The sequence below is a fragment of the Paraeggerthella sp. genome, assembly GCF_048427265.1.
Lineage (GTDB): Bacteria > Actinomycetota > Coriobacteriia > Coriobacteriales > Eggerthellaceae > Paraeggerthella > Paraeggerthella hominis.
Map to the genome: position 1 here is coordinate 1 of NZ_DBFOSR010000082.1, position 16,473 is coordinate 16,473.

General features: G+C 63.8%; 13 protein-coding genes. All 13 read left to right on the plus strand.

What is annotated here, in order from left to right:
• Nucleotides 1-541: 541 nt before the first annotated feature.
• The 13 genes from glmS to ACMNI9_RS07580 all read left to right on the plus strand — a co-directional run bounded on the left by glmS (nt 542) and on the right by ACMNI9_RS07580 (nt 16,446).
• Complete coding sequence (gene glmS / locus ACMNI9_RS07520; RefSeq protein WP_216528927.1) at nt 542-2,371, plus strand: glutamine--fructose-6-phosphate transaminase (isomerizing); 1,830 nt, start codon at nt 542-544, stop codon at nt 2,369-2,371.
• A gap of 13 nt (nt 2,372-2,384) precedes the next feature.
• A complete protein-coding gene (acpS, locus tag ACMNI9_RS07525; RefSeq protein ID WP_231088199.1) occupies nt 2,385-2,942 on the plus strand; it encodes a holo-ACP synthase in 558 nt (185 codons plus the stop codon).
• Between the two features lie 584 nt (nt 2,943-3,526).
• On the plus strand, nt 3,527-4,465 hold the full coding sequence (locus ACMNI9_RS07530) for an NAD(P)H-hydrate dehydratase (RefSeq protein WP_225748782.1): 939 nt from the start codon (nt 3,527-3,529) through the stop codon (nt 4,463-4,465).
• 48 nt (nt 4,466-4,513) lie between these two features.
• Nucleotides 4,514-5,041 carry an HdeD family acid-resistance protein gene (locus ACMNI9_RS07535; RefSeq protein WP_114567792.1) on the plus strand — a complete coding sequence of 176 codons (528 nt, stop codon included), beginning with the start codon at nt 4,514-4,516 and terminating at the stop codon, nt 5,039-5,041.
• A 115-nt stretch (nt 5,042-5,156) separates the two neighbouring features.
• Complete coding sequence (gene ligA, locus ACMNI9_RS07540; protein ID WP_418831435.1) at nt 5,157-7,316, plus strand: NAD-dependent DNA ligase LigA; 2,160 nt, start codon at nt 5,157-5,159, stop codon at nt 7,314-7,316.
• A 179-nt stretch (nt 7,317-7,495) separates the two neighbouring features.
• Entirely contained in the window at nt 7,496-9,145 is a 1,650-nt protein-coding gene (locus tag ACMNI9_RS07545; RefSeq protein ID WP_418831437.1) for an ABC transporter substrate-binding protein, read from the plus strand.
• 16 nt (nt 9,146-9,161) lie between these two features.
• Nucleotides 9,162-10,154 carry an ABC transporter permease gene (locus ACMNI9_RS07550; RefSeq protein WP_114567789.1) on the plus strand — a complete coding sequence of 331 codons (993 nt, stop codon included), beginning with the start codon at nt 9,162-9,164 and terminating at the stop codon, nt 10,152-10,154.
• Nucleotides 10,147-11,031, plus strand: a complete 885-nt coding sequence (locus ACMNI9_RS07555; protein WP_418831439.1) for an ABC transporter permease — start codon at nt 10,147-10,149, stop codon at nt 11,029-11,031. The genes ACMNI9_RS07550 and ACMNI9_RS07555 overlap by 8 nt, the downstream gene beginning before the upstream one ends.
• Before the next feature lie 16 nt (nt 11,032-11,047).
• A complete protein-coding gene (locus ACMNI9_RS07560; protein WP_418831441.1) occupies nt 11,048-11,941 on the plus strand; it encodes an ATP-binding cassette domain-containing protein in 894 nt (297 codons plus the stop codon).
• A 127-nt stretch (nt 11,942-12,068) separates the two neighbouring features.
• The gene (locus ACMNI9_RS07565; protein WP_418831443.1) at nt 12,069-12,674 is read left to right on the plus strand and encodes an ABC transporter ATP-binding protein; all 606 of its coding nucleotides are present in this window, start codon (nt 12,069-12,071) and stop codon (nt 12,672-12,674) included.
• A 257-nt stretch (nt 12,675-12,931) separates the two neighbouring features.
• Entirely contained in the window at nt 12,932-13,840 is a 909-nt protein-coding gene (locus tag ACMNI9_RS07570; RefSeq protein ID WP_114567786.1) for a molybdate ABC transporter substrate-binding protein, read from the plus strand.
• Nucleotides 13,841-13,960: 120 nt separating this feature from the next.
• Entirely contained in the window at nt 13,961-15,337 is a 1,377-nt protein-coding gene (gene modB / locus ACMNI9_RS07575) for a molybdate ABC transporter permease subunit (RefSeq protein WP_225748788.1), read from the plus strand.
• Nucleotides 15,334-16,446 (plus strand): sulfate/molybdate ABC transporter ATP-binding protein, encoded by a 1,113-nt coding sequence (locus ACMNI9_RS07580; protein WP_225748789.1) that lies wholly within the window; start codon nt 15,334-15,336, stop codon nt 16,444-16,446. The genes modB and ACMNI9_RS07580 overlap by 4 nt, the downstream gene beginning before the upstream one ends.
• The last annotated feature ends 27 nt before the right edge of the window (nt 16,447-16,473 follow it).

Sequence of the window (16,473 nt, forward strand, 5' to 3'; positions counted from 1 at the left end):
GAAAGGGCTTCAGCTGTTCGAAGCCCTTTCCGCTTTCCGCACGGTTGTTTGCGCGACGCCGATCCATGGCCGTTCCCTTTCTCGCCGATGGCGGCACCAGCGCGATGCCGTGGCTCCATCATAGCGAGGCGTTCTAGCAGGTTCATGACGTGCGTCTAGCGAAAAACCACGCGGTTGTGCGCTGCCTCCAGCGCGCATGCAGTACGGTTCTTGCGCGGGGCCTGCGCGTATCTAGCGCGTTTCCGCCCCGATCCTTCCGCCGTTCTAGCAGAATTCTCGCGCGGATCTAGCGCGCGCTTCTCATCCGGTGAAACGACCGTGCAAAGCGGCCGGACGGAACGCGCGAAGCGGCGGTGGAGACGTGTCGCGCGCTTCGGGAAAGATGCGTTTATTGAGCAAATTCGCAACAACGCCGGACGCTCGCAGCTTTGGGCCGACCCCTTGAATTACAATAGCGCACGTCAAAAACGTCTTCGAGCCGCGCTCGAATCCCGATCGCGCGGCGTTTTCCGAATGACCCGCGTGCGTTAGGAGCATCGTCATGTGCGGAATCGTTGGATATACGGGGCGTCGTCCCGTTCAGGACATTCTCATCGAGGGGCTTTCGCGGCTCGAGTACCGCGGCTACGATTCGGCCGGCGTGGCCATCGAGCAAGACGGCAAGCTCGAAGTCGTTCATCGCAAGGGCAAGGTAAGCAGTTTGGCCCACACGCTCGGGCATTTCGATTTCACCGGCACCTGCGGTATCGGGCACACGCGTTGGGCTACGCACGGACGTCCGAGCGAAGCGAACGCGCATCCGCACACGTCGTGCAATGGTCGCATCGCGGTGGTGCACAACGGCATTATCGAGAACTTCGCCGAGTTGCGCGAAGAGCTGGAGGGGTTGGGCCACGTTTTCACCAGTCAGACCGATACCGAGGTCATTCCGCATTTAGTGGAGGAGGCGTATCGCGAAAGCCACGACCTCATGCAGGCCGTGCGCGAGGCTGCAGAGCGCCTGATCGGCGCGTACGCTATCGCGGTGGTCAGCTCCGACGAGCCGGGAACGCTCGTGGTGTCGCGCAAAGACTCGCCGCTGGTGGTGGGGCTTGCCGGCGACGGCGCGTACGTGGCCAGCGACATCATCGCCGTGATCGACGCGACGCGCGACGTGGCGGTGCTTTCGGACGGCGACATCGCCAAGCTGACGCCGGAATCCTCCGAGTTCTTCAACGTTCGCGGCGAGCGATTCCAGCCTGAGATCACGCATGTGGACTGGGACGTCGACGTGGCGGAAAAGGGCGGCTATCCCGACTTCATGCTCAAGGAAATCCACGAGCAGCCGCGCGTCATCCGCGACACGTTGGCGGGCCGCCTGGTCAACGGCGCACTGGCTATCGACGAGCTTGATCTGTCCGTTGAAGAACTCAACTTGATCGACCGCGTGTACGTCATTGCGTGCGGCACGTCGTACCATGCCGGGCTGATCGCGAAGAACCTGATCGAGGGCTGGGCGCGCATCCCGACGGAGGTCGAGGTTGCCAGCGAGTTCCGCTATCGCAACCCCATCATCACGCCGACTACGCTGGTGGTTGCCGTGTCGCAGTCGGGCGAGACGGCCGACACGCTGGCCGCCATTCGCGACGCCCGCGTGAAGGGCGCGCGCGTGTTCGGCATTACCAACGTGGTGGGTTCGCCCGTTGCCCGCGAAAGCGACGGCGTGATCTACACGAAGGCGAACAAGGAGATCGCGGTGGCGTCCACGAAGTCCTTCTTGGGGCAGGTGGTGTCGCTGACGCTTCTGGCAATGCTGTTGGCCCAGGTGAAGGGCAAGCTCAAGATGAACCAAGTGCGCCTTCTGTTCCGCGAGCTGGCCGACACCGCCGATCAGGTCGAGCGCATCTTGGCCGACACGTCCGCTATCGACGAGGCGGCGCGCGCGTGCAAGGACGCGGCCAGCGCGCTGTTCGTGGGACGCGGCATGGGCGCCGCCATCAGCTACGAAGGCGCGCTCAAGCTCAAGGAGATCAGCTACCTGCACGCCGAGGCGTATCCGGCGGGCGAGATGAAACACGGCCCCATCGCGCTTCTCGACGAGGGCTTTCCCGTTATTGCCGTAGCTACGAAAAGCCCGGTCTACGACAAGCTGATCTCCAACTTGCAGGAAAGCAAGGCGCGCGGGGCCATGGTGGTGGCCATCGCCACCGAGGGCGACCAGGAGATCAAGCAGCACGCCGATCATGTCATCTACATCCCGAAGGTGCGCGATGCGTTTTCCGCCATCACCGCCAGCGTGCCGCTGCAGCTGTTCGCGCGCGCCATCGCCGTCGAGCGAGGATGCGATGTGGACCAGCCGCGCAACTTGGCGAAGAGCGTGACCGTTGAATAGGGAAGGGGAGTTCGTGGAGCAGGGAAAACGCGTGGATTCGTCCGATGCCGCCGGCATGTTCGATGCCGTGGAGGGCGCGGTCGGTTTGGGCATGGACATTGTGGAGATCGCTCGAATGCGGACGATCCTGCAGCGCACTCCCAGCTTCCGTACGCGCGTGTTCTCTGAGGACGAGCGCGCCTATTGCGACGCGACGGCTGCGCCCGAGGTGCATTACGCCACGCGCTTCGCGGCCAAGGAGGCCGTGGTGAAGGCGCTTGGCACGGGGTTCTCCCAGGGCATCGGCGTGCGCGACATCGAGGTGCGGCGCAACGCGAAGGGCCGTCCCTACGTGGTGCTGTCGGGTCGTGCGAAGGAGGTGGCGCGCGAGCAGGGCGTTCGCGAGCTTCCGTTGTCGCTGTCCTACACGCATACCGACGCGGTAGCTTGCGCGATGGCCATCACCGAGGATTCCGTGCGCGCGCAAGAGGAGCGCGTGAACCCCATGGAAGAGCTGGCGAAGCAGTTCAAGGAAGCGCGCAGCATGCTCGACGAGCTGGACGCGCCGAAGAAGGCCGACCCCGCCTCGTAGACGGGCTGCTTGGGGTGCGGATGCGGGCGTGGGCGCGGTCGCATGCGGCTTGACCGGGCGCTTCTGGCCTTGCTTGAAGATGTGCGGCAACCGGGTTCGCGCGCGGCGGCCGACGTTGGGCGCCGCGCGCGCCGTCGGACTCGATTTCGCGTCCAGCGAGCGCTGCCGAGGTCGATCTTGGGTCCAGCGAGCGTCGCTGGGATCGATCTGCGCCCAACGAGCGCTGCGGGGATCGATCTGCGCACGAAAAACCGCCCTCGCTGGCAGGTTTTTGCGTTTAGAAGTCGTTGAGTCGGGCCTCGCTTTCGTTGGCGTTCGCCGCGTTTCTCATTTTCCCTGGTCATAGCGTTGGGCTGCTGTGCTGCGTCTTCGCGGGCGTTCGTCCGGTCGGATCAAACGACCTCAAACCGTCAAAACCTGCCAGCGAAGGCGGTTTTTCGTGCGCGGGGGTGCGGCTCGCGCTTGTGCGCGCGGGCATGGAGCGCCACTTGTGCGCAGAGGCGTCGCTCGCGCTTGCACGTGCGGGACGTCGTTTCCGCTTGGAGTATACTGGCGGCATGAAACGTCTTGGAAAGGCGGTCGCTATGGACGATGTGCGTACCTATACCCCGGAAGAGCTGGCCGCGCTGCTCCCGTTGCCGGCCGATGACGCGAACAAGTACTCGCGCGGCAAGCTGGTGGCCGTGGTGGGAAGCGCGCGCTATCCCGGTGCGGCATGTTTGGCGTCGTGCGCGTCCGAGCGCATGGGCGCCGGTTACACCGAAACGTTCACCGACGAGTCGGCTGCGAACCTGGTGCGCGCCGCTAGCTACTCGCTTGTCGTGCGCTCGCGCGCGGCGTTGCAGTCGGGAGCCTTGGCGTCGTCTCGTCCGGGGAAGCCGTGCGCGTACGCAGTGGGCAGCGGGTTCGATGTGCAGGACACGGAATCGACGCGCTTGGTTCACCTGTTGCTCAAGCACGCGGAGGCGCCCGTGCTGGTGGACGGCGGCGGGCTTGACGCGCTTTCGTCTGCGAAGGGTCGCCGGCTGCTCAAGCGGCGCTTCGTTCGGGGGCTTCCCACCGTGGTCACGCCGCATGCGGGAGAGGCCGCGCGCTTGGCCGCGCCGCTCGACCTGCCCGCGGACGATCCGTGCGCGCTGGCGCGCTTGATCGCGCTTTCGTACGGCGTGATCGCCTTGGTGAAAGGCCCGATCACCTATATTTCAGACGGCGATCGGGTGGCGTGCATGCGCGAAGGCACGCCTGCTTTGGCGAAAGCGGGAACGGGCGATGTGCTGGCAGGCATGGCGGGCGCGCTTCTGGCGCAGGGGTTGGACGCGTTCGACGCAAGCGTGCTGGCCGCGTCGCTGCATGCCCGCGCCGCCCGGATTGCCGAGGCACGTTTGACGTCGGTGTGCGTTGTTGCGCAGGACGTTGTCGCGGCCATTCCGCAGGCTGTCGCATCGCTCGCCGAATCAGGCGCGCAACAGTGCGAAAACGGTCTTCTGACAGCGACTCCGCTGCATGCGAGTGCGCTACAATGAATCGAGCGACGCCGTTGGGGCGTCGGAACGCTTGTGAAGGAGCCATCCATGGATACGACGAAAAAGCATGATTGGGGCCTGGTTGTCGCAGGTATCATGCTCATAGCATGTGCGTTCTTTTTCCTGCTTGCACCGGGTTTGACGCTTGTGACCATCACGGCCATCGCGGGTGCGGCGTTTCTCGTGTCCGGCGTGTTCGACATCATCAGCTACATCAGGTTCCATAAGGCCATGAACTTGTCGGGGTGGGTGATTGCCTATGCCGTGCTGGACATCTTGATCGGTTTGATGTTCTTGCTGCATCCGCTGGCCTTCGCCTCGGTCATCCCGTGGATCATGGGCGCGTTTTTCCTGGCATTTGGCGTGTTCGAGGTTGTCGGCGCGTTCAAGATCCGCAAAAGCGGCGTTCCCCTGTGGGGCTGGATGGCGTTCTCCGGCCTGGTGAGCGTGCTGTGCGGCTTGACGTTTTTCTTCTCGCCGGCTTCGTTCAGCGTGTTCTTGTCCGTGTTCGTCCTGATGCGCGGCGTGTCGATGATCTTCTACGGATGGAATGCTGGCAAGGCTATGATGGCATAAGGTTGCCGGCGTTCGCTGCGGGCGCGCATGGTAGAATCTCATATCGATACCAACGAAGGCCCCGAACTCATCGGGGCCTTCTTCCCGAATAGCGGCGAAGGCGGGAGAAGCGACCATGGCAGACGAACAGCAAACCCTGCTCGACGAGCGTGCGCTCGCGGAAGCGACCAGCGATCCGGCGGCGCGCGTGGAGGCGCTGCGGCGCGAAATCGAGCATCATACTTATTTATACTACGCCAACGATGCGCCCGAGATATCCGATGCGGCGTTCGACTCGCTCATGCGCGAACTGCGCGAGCTGGAGGCGGCGCATCCTGACTTGATCGACCCCGCAAGCCCCACGCAGCGCGTGGGCGGCTACGTGGGCGACCAGTTCGCTCCCGTGCGCCATGCGCGCAGGATGTACTCGCTTGACAACGCCATGGATTTGGAAGAGTTGGACGCGTGGCTCGACCGCGTGGTCGAAGCGTTCGGCCGCATGGTGCCGGTGTGCTGCGAGCTCAAGATCGACGGATCGTCCATAGCCCTTACGTACGAAGGCGCGCGTCTGGTGCGCGCGGCGACGCGCGGCGACGGCACGACGGGCGAGGACGTGACCGCCAACATGCGCACGGTCAAGGACGTGCCGCTGCGCTTGCGCGAGCAGGGCATGGCGGGCTTGGTCGATCCGGACGGCTCCGTCGAGCTGCGCGGAGAGGTGTACATGCCGAAGTCGAGTTTCCAGTCCCTGAACGCGGCGGCCGAGGCTAACGGCAAGCAGGCGTTCGCCAATCCCCGCAACGCCGCTGCCGGCAGCTTGCGCCAAAAAGACCCCTCCATCACGGCTCATCGCGATCTGTCGACGTTCGTCTACGCGGTTGCCGACGAGCGCGGACTGCACGCCGCAGGGCAATGGGAGCTGCTGCAGTGGCTGCGCGAAGCCGGCTTCCACGTCAATCCCGACGTCGAGCTGTGCCAGACGGCCCAGGCGGTGCATGCGTTCTGCGAACGCGCGCTCGAACGGCGCGAGGAGCTGCCGTACGAGATCGACGGCGTGGTGGTCAAGGTGAACTCCTTCTCGCAGCAGGAATCGATGGGCTACACGGCGCGCGCGCCGCGGTGGGCTATCGCGTTCAAGTTCCCGCCCGAGGAAAAGACCACGCTTTTGCGCGACATCACCGTGCAGGTGGGGCGTACCGGCAAGCTTACGCCGGTGGCCGAGCTGGACCCGGTGGTCGTGGCCGGATCGACCGTTGCCCGAGCCACGCTCCACAACGAAGACGAGGTTCAGCGCAAGGACGTGCGCGTGGGCGATACCGTTATCATCCGCAAGGCGGGCGACGTCATTCCCGAGGTTCTAGGTCCCGTGCTGTCCCTCCGCCCGACCGACGCTGCGCCGTGGTGCATGCCGACCTCGTGCCCGAGTTGCGCAAGCCCCGTCATTCGCGAAGAGGGCGAGGTGGATTTCCGCTGCATTTCCATCGATTGCCCGGCGCAGGCTTTGGAGCGCTTGCTCCATTGGGCGAGCCGCGGGGCTATGGACATCGACGGCATGGGCGAGGAGATCGTGTCGCGCCTGGTGGAGAGCGGGCGCTTGACCGACGTTGCCGATTACTACACGCTGGACGAGGTGGAGCTTTCGCTTTTGGACATGGGTCGCGTCAACAAAGACGGCGATCCCATTCGGCTGGGATCGACCGTGGCCAAGAAGCTGGTGGCCGCCATCGACGAAAGTCGGACGCGCCCCTTCGCGCGCGCACTGTTCGGCTTGGGCATCCGCCACGTGGGCAAGACCATCGCCGAGCTGCTGGCTGCTGCGTATCCGAGCGCCGATGCGCTTATGAAGGCCACCGAAGAGGACCTGGCCGCCATCGACGGCGTGGGCCCGAAGATCGCGCGGAGCGCGTACCTGTTTTTGCGCACGCCCGACAACGTGGCCGTGATCGAGCGTTTGCGCAAGCATGGCGTGGCGCTGAAGGACGAAGCCGCTGCTGCTGGCGATCAGCTGCCCCAAACGCTTGCGGGCTTGACGTTCGTGCTGACGGGGTCGCTTGTGGAAAGCGGGATGACGCGCGACGAGGCGGGCGGCGCTCTGAAAGCGCGCGGCGCCAAGGTGTCGAGCAGCGTGTCGAAGAAGACCAGCTTCGTGGTGGCTGGCGAGGCGGCTGGCAGCAAGTACGACAAGGCGGTTTCCCTGGGCGTTCCCATCTTGGACGAAGCGGCGCTGCTGCGCATTCTGGAAACGGGGGAGGCGCCCGCCGCTGCGATCGGCGCAACCGACGCGATCGACGCGTAGGGTCCTGCGGGTCGCCTTGCCGTTCGCGGCGGGAAGCGCGCGCCTACCGAGGAAGTTACGATATGAAAGTCCGTAACACCCGGTACCCGTTTTGCATGCTATAGTGTGTTACGCAAATAGAAACCGTAACACTACAAGTGTGCGGGAAGCTACGCGCTTTATTCGCATGGGAGGTTTTCATGAACGGTATTACCCGAAGGGATTTCGCGAAGGCATCGGCGGCTGGCGTTGCCGCGCTTTCGCTGGGCGGCCTGCTTGCTTCGTGTGCATCCGACAACAACGCGGCGTCCAAGCCCGAAGCCGGCGCCGACGGCGCAACGGCTCCGAAGAACCAGGTGGTGGTGTCCATGACCACGGGATCGGAGCCAGCGGCGGGTTTCGATCCGCTGGTGTCCTGGGGCTGCGGCGAGCATGTGCACGAGCCGCTGATCCAATCCACGCTCATCACCACGAACGCCGATCTGGAGTTCGTGAACGACGTAGCCACGTCGTACGAATGCGCTCAGGATGGCATGACGTGGACGTTCAAGATTCGCGACGACATCAAATTCACCGACGGCACGCCGCTCAAGGCGTCCGATGTCGCCTTCACCATCAACGGCATCTTGAACTCCGATGCGTCGGAATGCGACTTGTCCATGGTGAAGGCCGCCGAAGCGCCCGATGACACCACCGTGGTGATCAACATGGCCAAGCCGTTCAATGCGCTGCTGTACACGCTGGCGGTGGTCGGCATCGTGCCCGAGCACGCGTACGGTAAAGAGTACGGAGCCAACCCCATTGGCAGCGGCCGCTACATGCTGGAGCAGTGGGACAAGGGCCAGCAGGTCATTCTCAAGGCGAACCCCGACTACTACGGGGAGGCTCCGCGCATGGAGCGCGTGGTGGCGGTGTTCATGGAAGAGGATGCGTCGCTTGCCGCCGCCAAGTCCGGCCAGGTGGACGTGGCGTACACCTCTGCGACGTTCGCGGCGAACCAGCCGAGCGGCTACGATTTGCTGAACTGCAAGTCCGTCGATTCTCGTGGCATCTCGCTTCCCGTAACGGCTCCGGGCGGCACGAAGAAGGACGAGAAGGGCGAGTACGCCGTGGGCAACGCGGTCACGAGCGATCTGGCCGTGCGTCGGGCCATCAACTACGGCGTCGACCGCGACAAGATGATCGATGCCGTGCTCGGAGGCTTCGGCACGGTGGCGTACAGCGTCGGCGACGGCATGCCGTGGTCGTCGCCCGATATGAAGTGCGCGACCGATCGGGACAAGGCCAAGAAGTTGCTCGACGATGCCGGCTGGGCCGCCGGTTCTGACGGCATACGCGCGAAGGACGGTACGCGCGCGGCGTTCGATCTGTACTACTCGGCCAGCGACACGGTGCGCCAGGCGATCGCGTCAGAGTTTGCCAACCAGATGAAGGAGCTGGGCATCGAGGTGTCTGTCAAGGGCGTGAGCTGGGACGATTTGTACCCGCATCAGTTCAGCGACCCCGTGGTGTGGGGATGGGGCGCGAACGCACCCACCGAGATCTACAACCTGTTCTATTCCAAGGGCACGGGGAACTACGCCTGCTACCAGAGCGCTACGACCGACCGTTATCTGGACGAAGCGCTTGCTCAGCCGCGCGTCGAAGACTCCTACGAATTCTGGAAGAAAGCCCAATGGGACGGCAGCGAAGGCTTCGCGCCGCAGGGCGAGGCTCCGTGGGTGTGGTTCGCCAACATCGACCACTTGTATTTCGCGAAGGACAACCTCAAAGTGGCCGAACAGAAGCCGCATCCGCACGGTCATGGATGGTCGCTCGTGAACAACGTCGACCAGTGGGCGTGGATGTAGCGTATAGTATTCGTTCATGCCCCGGTTCATCTTTCGGAACATAGCGAAGTTCGTCTTGCTCATGATTGCGGTGAGCCTGGTAACGTTCGTCCTGGTAAGCGTATCGCCGGTTGATCCGGTGCAGGCGAACGTGGGCCAGGCCGCCTACATCAACATGAGCGAGGCGAAGCGTGCGCAGCTGGCGGAGTACTGGGGCGTGAACACGCCTTTGTGGGAGCGGTACGCGAACTGGGCGTCCGACTTCCTGCGCGGCGATATGGGCACGTCCCTGCGCTACAACGCGCCGGTGGCCGACGTCATCGGCACGCGCGCGCTGAATTCGCTTGCGCTCATGGCAACTGCTTGGGCGGTCAGCGGGGTGCTGGGGTTCGCCTTGGGCATTTTGGCGGGCGTGAACCGCGGCAAGCTGGTCGACCGGGTGGTGAAGGGGTACTGCTTTTTGCTGGCGTCCGTGCCGACGTTCTGGCTCGGCCTGGTGTTTCTTATCGTGTTTTCCGTGTGGCTGGGGTGGTTCCCGTTCGGCTTCTCGGTTCCCATCGGCGTGTCTGCGGCGGACGTGACCTTTGCCGACGCGCTTCATCATCTGGCGCTTCCCGCCCTCACGCTGTCGGTGGTGGGCGTGGCCAACATCGCGCTGCACACGCGCGAGAAGACCATCGACGTTTTGGAAAGCGATTACGTGCGCTTCGCTCGAGCGCGCGGCCTTTCCACGTGGGGCGCCGTTCGCCGGCATGGCTTGCGCAACCTGGCGCTTCCCGCCCTGACCTTGCAGTTCGCGTCGATTTCCGAGATATTCGGCGGGTCGGTGCTGGTGGAGCAGGTGTTCTCTTATCCGGGGCTGGGCCAGGCGGCCGTGACGGCCGGCCTGGGCGGCGACGTGGCCCTGCTGGCCGGGATCGCGCTTTTCTCGGCGGCGTTCGTGTTCGGCGGCAATTTGATTGCCAACGTCTTGTACGGCGTGGTCGATCCGCGCATGCGACGTTCGGAGAAAAGGGGGTCCCGTGTCTGATCTGGCTCGCATAGCCGGTGAAGCGCCGGCGCCCGTGCTCTATCGGCCTTGCAAGGCGCGCGTGGGCAATCGGAGGCTGACGCTGGCGGCGTTCGCGGTGGCCGTGGCTGCGCTTGCGGCCATCGTGGCGGCGGGTCTTGCGGTGACCGGCTCCGCCATGGACACCGATTTCGCGCTCAAGAACCTTGCGCCTAGCTGGGAGCATCCGTTCGGCACCGATTGGATGGGCCGCGACATGCTGCTGCGCACGTTGGCGGGCCTGTCAACCAGCGTGCTCGTGGGCTTGCTGGCCGCGGGCGTCTCGTCGGTGATCGCGCTGGTTCTGGGCGCGGCCGCCGCGCTGGGCGGCAAGAAGGTGGACGCTGTCGTTACCTGGCTTATCGACCTGATGATGGGCGTGCCGCACATCGTGCTGCTCATCTTGATATCGTTTGCGCTCGGCAAGGGCTTTTGGGGCGTGACCATCGGCGTCGCGATCACGCACTGGCCGAGTTTGGCTCGCGTCGTGCGCGCGGAGATCCTGCAATGCAAGGAATCGACGTTCGTGGCCGCAGCGCGCAAGCTGGGGCAAAGCCCTGCGCGCATCGCCGTGAAGCACATGCTTCCCTACGTGCTGCCGCAGTTCTTGGTGGGGCTTATCCTTTTGTTTCCCCATGCCATCCTGCATGAGGCGGCCATTACGTTTCTCGGATTCGGGCTGCCGCCCGAGCAGCCTGCCATCGGCGTGATCCTCAGCGAATCGATGGGCTACCTTTCGGCCGGCATGTGGTGGCTGGCGGTGTTTCCGGGCTTGGCGCTGATCGCGACCGTGCTGCTGTTCGACGTGGCGGGCTCGAACCTGCGCAAGCTGGTCGACCCGTACAGTTCGCAGGAATAGGGGGCGACGAGCGACTATGGAGCACGAGCTGACGCAGCATGCCGATGCGCAGATCCACCATCATCACGCGCATGCGGAAGCGTCCCGGCACGATCACGGGCATCACCTGCTGCAAGTGGAAGACCTGAGCATCGGATTTCGGATGTACGAAGAGGACGTTTCGTTCTTTCGAGCGAAGCAGCGCGAGGTCGAGGTCATTCGAAGCCTGAGCATTTCGGTGCACGTGGGGGAGATCGTGGCCGTGGTGGGCGCGTCGGGGTCGGGCAAGACGCTCTTGGCCGATGCGGTGTTGGGGCTGTTCGAGCCGAACGCCACCGTGCGCGGCCGCATCTGGTTCGACGGCCAGCTGCAAAGCGCGTCCGCGCTCGCGCATGTGCGCGGGCGCGGGATTTCCCTGGTTCCCCAAAGCGTGAATTACCTGGATCCGCTTATGAAGGTGGGCAAGCAGGTGGAAGGGTTTGCCCGGACGGGCGCAGCGCGGTCCGAGCGCCGCCGCAGGCGCGAAGAGCTGTTCGAGCGGTACGGCCTTTCCGCGGAGGTTGCGAACCTGTATCCCTTCGAGCTGTCCGGGGGCATGGCGCGCCGCGTGCTTCTGTGCTGCGCGCTCATGGACGATCCGCGCGTCATCATCGCCGACGAACCGACGCCTGGCCTTGATTTGGACCTAGCCGTTCGCGCGCTCGACGATTTCCGCGCTTTCGCCGATGCGGGCGGCGGCGTCATGCTCATCACGCACGACATCGAGCTGGCTTTGCGCGTGGCCGACCGCGTGGCGGTGTTTCGCGACGGGACGGTGGTGGAGGAGACGGCGGTTGCGAACTTCGCTTCGCCCGACTTGCTGCAGCACGAGTTCAGCCGTGCGCTTTGGCGCGCGTTGCCGGAGCACGGTTTTGAAGAGGGTGAGGTTTGATGCTGGCGATTCGCTCGAATGCGGACCGGAGCCGGTGCCGATACGGGAAGGCCGAGGACGCGGCGGGGCTTCGCTCCGTCATTTGCACGACGGCATGCGCGACGCTTGCGATGGACGGAGGCGCGCCATGCTAGAGGCCTGCGGCATTTCCTATGCGTATCCCGGGACCGCCCGATTGCTGTACGAGGGGTTCGACTTGGCGGTTGCGCCTGATGAGCGCGTAGCCTTGTCGGCTCCTTCCGGATTCGGGAAGACGACGCTGTGCCGGTTGCTGGCCGGGTTCGAGCAACCGCAGGCTGGCCGGATCTTGGTGGACGGCAACCCGTTGCCCGATCGCGGGGCCAGCCCCGTGCAGATGATCTGGCAGCATCCGGAAACGGCTGTGGACCCGCGCATGCGCATGCGGAAAACACTTGAAGAAGCGGGTCCTGTATCCGAAGATCTCCTTGACGACCTGGGCATCCAGCGTCGTTGGCTTTCCCGGTTTCCTCATGAGCTTTCGGGTGGGGAGCTGCAGCGGTTCTGCATTGCCCGCGCGCTGGCGGTGCATCCGCGTTACCTGATCGCCGACGAGGTGTCCACTATGCTCGATGCCGTGACGCAGGCTCAGATCTGGCGCTTTTTGGTGAGCGAGACGAAGCGCCGGGGCATAGGCCTGGTGTTCGTATCCCATTCGCCGGCGCTTACCGACCGCATTGCTACGCGCGTGGTGGATTTGACCGGGCGAAGTTGATAAGTCGGGCAAAGCTCTGTCGGCCGAAAGTCCGGGGGCTTGGCCGCTATGCAGCCTGGTGACCTGCTTGGTTTGCCTATCGTTTCCTCTGATCTTTTTAGAGAACATTTCCAATTGACTATATCTTCTTTTAAGAATAATATAAGGAACAGTCTCGGGTCTGCGACTGATTCCGTACGGTAGCTGCGGCTGCCGCTTGCTTGGCAGGCGCGGTGGATCCGGGGGATAGTCAAGAGAAGGCGCGAGAAAGGGATTTCATGAAGAAGCATACCCGCATCATGCTTGCAGCGGCGTGCGCGTTCGCCATGGTGGGCGCATTCGCCCTCTTCGGCTGTTCGTCCGAGCCGAAGGCCGAAGAGCCTCAGAACGCGGAAAACCAATCCAACGCAGAATCGCACGAGGCCGTGGAGCTGCAGATATTCGCGGCGAACTCGCTGTCGAAGGCCATGGAAGAGGTTCAGGCCCTGTACAAGCAGGACCACGGCTGGGTTTCTTTCGCCGACACTCAGTACGAGGCTTCCGGTACGCTGAACGAAATGCTGGGAGCCGGTTCGTATGCCGACGTGTTGATTACGGCGTCGAAGGCCACCATGGATACGGCCGTGAATTCCAACTACGTTGACGCGGCGACCCGTTTCGACATGTTCACTAACGAGTTGGTGCTGGTTACGGGCGAGAACAATGCCGCCGTCTCCGACATCAAGCTGGAAGATCTTTCGGCCGGGACCTACACGCTGGCCGTAGGCGACGCCAACGTTCCGGCGGGCAACTATGCCAAGCAGGCGCTGTCCACCACCGAACCGCCTTGCTGGATCAGCGCCGATGGCGCCGTCGGCAAGGAATCTTCCGGCAAGGAGGGCACCTTCGAGGGCACGCCGCTTGCAGGCAAGGTCACCGAGGGGTCCTCGGTGGGCAACGTGTGTTCGTACGCCAATTCCGGCGACGTGGATCTGGCTATGGTGTACAGCTCGGACGTATACCGCTTCGGCGGCGTGAAGATCGTGGGCACGGTTCCTGCGGATACGCACAAGAAGATCCTGTACCCTGCGGCGATCTGCGCCGATTCCAAGAATCCTGCAGCTGCTCAGGAGTTCTTGGACTGGGCCTTCACCAACGAGGGCGCCATCAAGATATGGCAGGAATGGGGCTTCGAGCTGGCAGCCTAGCGGACTCGCCAAGCTGGGGGCGCATGCAACTTTACAAGAAGGATGGGAGGGCCGGGTCTTCCCATCCTTCTTCTTTGTGGTACGATCGCGAAATCCGTGCGACGTGAAAGTGGGATCAAGATGGGAAAACGCATAGGCGCCTTCTTGCTGGCGGCGGCTTTGGCCTTCGGCGTTGCAGGCCCTTCCGTCGCGTTTTGCGACGAGCCTGCGGATGGCGGTTCGTCGGTCGAAACGTCGTCGGATACTGGAGGCGTGGTCGTTTCGGCTGAAGGCGAGTCCGCTCTGATCGAGGGCGCGACGTTCGCCGTCGACCAGTTTTCCCGCGCTCAGAAGGGCTCGAACCGCGAATTGGACGGACGCTACCTGGGCTACAGCTACTATCAGGGAAGCTCTGCGGATTACGCGGTCGCCGTAGCCTCCGAGGAATACGTCGTGGTGTACGTCCCGCCGTCTGCGCACGGGCTGTGCGACGTTGCCGACCCTACGTCCCAAAGTCAGCTGCGGGAGTACTTTCTTGCGCTTGACAAGGCCGCCCTCAACGGCGGCGTTGTGATGAGCGCCGACGTTCCCTGGCATTTCACGGACAAGCCCAGCTTCACGGTGGGCGGCATCGTGTACAGCTTCGCCGTCGAGGTCGGCACGGGAAAGTACTACGTCACGGCTATCGGCGAGGACGGTTTCGACGTGGTGTCGACGGCGGTGGACGGGCTGGTTCGCCCGACGCACGTCGACTTTCTCAAGATCGTCGAACCCGGTGCCGTCGACATAGCTCCGCCCGCAACGGGCGTGGCGTCGCTCGTCGAGTTTCTGCGCGGCATAGACTTGTCGCCGCTGTGGGTCACGCTCAAGACCACCGGCACGGCTATCGTGTTCATCTTCGTGCTGGGGCTTGTCGCGGCGTACTTCAGCCTGCGCATCCCGAAGCGCGCGCAGGACATCGCCGACGCCGTGTTCACCATTCCCATGGTGCTGCCGCCTACGGTGTGCGGCTTTCTCCTGCTGCTGGCGCTTGGAAAGAACACGGCGCTGGGACAGTGGTTCATCGACATAGGGTTCCCGCTTATCTTCAGCTGGCCGGCAACGGTCATCGCGGCGGTCGTGGTGGCGTTTCCCCTGATGTACCGCAGCGCTCGCGGTGCCTTCGAAAGCCTTGATCGAAACATGCTGGATGCCGCGCGCACGCTCGGCTGGTCCAATCGCAAGATATTCTTCAAGCTCATGATGCCGCTTTCATGGTCGTCCATCGCGGCGGGGACGGTGCTCTCGTTCGCCCGCGCTTTGGGCGAGTTCGGCGCCACGTTGTTCTTGGCCGGCAATTACGTTGGCGTTACGCGCACGGTGCCCATCGCCATCTACTTCGAGTGGATGAGCGGCAACGTGGACGTGGCGCTGTTCTGGACGTGCGTCATTTTGGTATTCAGCTTCGTGGTCATCCTGTTCATCAACTTGTGGGGACGGCGCACGACGAAGTATCGGCGAGGAGTTGATGCGCTATGAGCCTTGAGGTTGCTATCAAGAAGAAGTTCTCGTCGTTTCAGCTGGACGTGGCGTTCGAGGCGGGCGACGAGACGTTGGGCTTTCTGGGGGCGTCGGGATGCGGGAAGAGCCTGACCATGCGCTGCATTGCGGGCATCGAAACTCCTGATGAGGGACGTATCGTGGTGAACGGGCAAGTGTTCTTCGATTCCGAGCGCAACATCAATTTGAAGCCTCAGGCGCGCAAAACGGCCCTGCTGTTCCAGAACTACATGCTGTTTCCCAATCTGACCGTGGCGGGCAACGTGGGCGCGGGCATCGGGCGGGACGTGCCGAAGGCCGATCGGGCGGCGCGCGTTGCCTCGGAGCTCAAGCGCTTCGGGCTGGAAGGGTTCGAGACCCGCTACCCTGCGCAGTTGTCCGGCGGCCAGCAGCAGCGCGTGGCGTTGGCCCGCATGCTGGCCGCGCGACCGGGCATTCTCATGCTGGACGAGCCGTTTTCCGCCTTGGACGCGCACCTGAAGAGCGTGCTCGAGCAGAACCTGGTCAGCCTGTTCGACGCGTTCCACGGAACCGTGCTGTACGTGAGCCACGACATCGACGAGGCGCTGCGCTTCTGCGATCGCATCGCTGTGGTGGAGTCGGGGTGCATCGTGGAGATGGGGACGGGCGACGACCTGGTCAATCGTCCACAATCGACGGCGGGCATCAAGCTTTCCGGCTGCAAGAACGCCACGCCGGCGGAGCGCGCGGGCTCGCATCGGGTATGGCTGCCCAAGTGGGGCATCGAGGTTGACACGCAAGACGAGGTGCCGCAAAACGTGGAGACGCTTGGCGTGCGCGCGTTCTTCCTCGAACGGGCGGAGGGGCCGGGCCCCAATGCGTACCGGGTGCGGGTCGACCGAGTGAGCGATTCGCGCTTCGAGCGAACGGCGCTGCTGGGATTTCTCGATCGAGACGATCGGGCCGTGCCTACGGTGAAGCGTACCGACGATGAGATGAAGTACCTGCACCAGCACCTGTTTTGGCGCGTGGACAAGCTGACCGTTGCCGCGGACAAGCTGCCGCGCGAAGGCGACGAGCTCTGGATGCGCATTCCGTCCGACAGGGTGTATCTGGTGGAGAAGTAGGACGACGAAGCCTCCCGAAGCGGGAGG

Excerpts from the sequence above, each read along its gene's own strand:
- ACMNI9_RS07535 (WP_114567792.1), top strand. The coding sequence starts at position 4,514 with ATGGATACGACGAAAAAGCATGATTGGGGCCTGGTTGTCGCAGGTATC.
- ACMNI9_RS07560 (WP_418831441.1), top strand. The coding sequence starts at position 11,048 with ATGGAGCACGAGCTGACGCAGCATGCCGATGCGCAGATCCACCATCAT.
- glmS (WP_216528927.1), top strand. The coding sequence starts at position 542 with ATGTGCGGAATCGTTGGATATACGGGGCGTCGTCCCGTTCAGGACATT.
- ACMNI9_RS07565 (WP_418831443.1), top strand. The coding sequence starts at position 12,069 with ATGCTAGAGGCCTGCGGCATTTCCTATGCGTATCCCGGGACCGCCCGA.
- ACMNI9_RS07550 (WP_114567789.1), top strand. The coding sequence starts at position 9,162 with ATGCCCCGGTTCATCTTTCGGAACATAGCGAAGTTCGTCTTGCTCATG.
- ACMNI9_RS07545 (WP_418831437.1), top strand. The coding sequence starts at position 7,496 with ATGAACGGTATTACCCGAAGGGATTTCGCGAAGGCATCGGCGGCTGGC.
- ACMNI9_RS07570 (WP_114567786.1), top strand. The coding sequence starts at position 12,932 with ATGAAGAAGCATACCCGCATCATGCTTGCAGCGGCGTGCGCGTTCGCC.
- ligA (WP_418831435.1), top strand. The coding sequence starts at position 5,157 with ATGGCAGACGAACAGCAAACCCTGCTCGACGAGCGTGCGCTCGCGGAA.
- ACMNI9_RS07530 (WP_225748782.1), top strand. The coding sequence starts at position 3,527 with ATGGACGATGTGCGTACCTATACCCCGGAAGAGCTGGCCGCGCTGCTC.
- ACMNI9_RS07580 (WP_225748789.1), top strand. The coding sequence starts at position 15,334 with ATGAGCCTTGAGGTTGCTATCAAGAAGAAGTTCTCGTCGTTTCAGCTG.
- modB (WP_225748788.1), top strand. The coding sequence starts at position 13,961 with ATGGGAAAACGCATAGGCGCCTTCTTGCTGGCGGCGGCTTTGGCCTTC.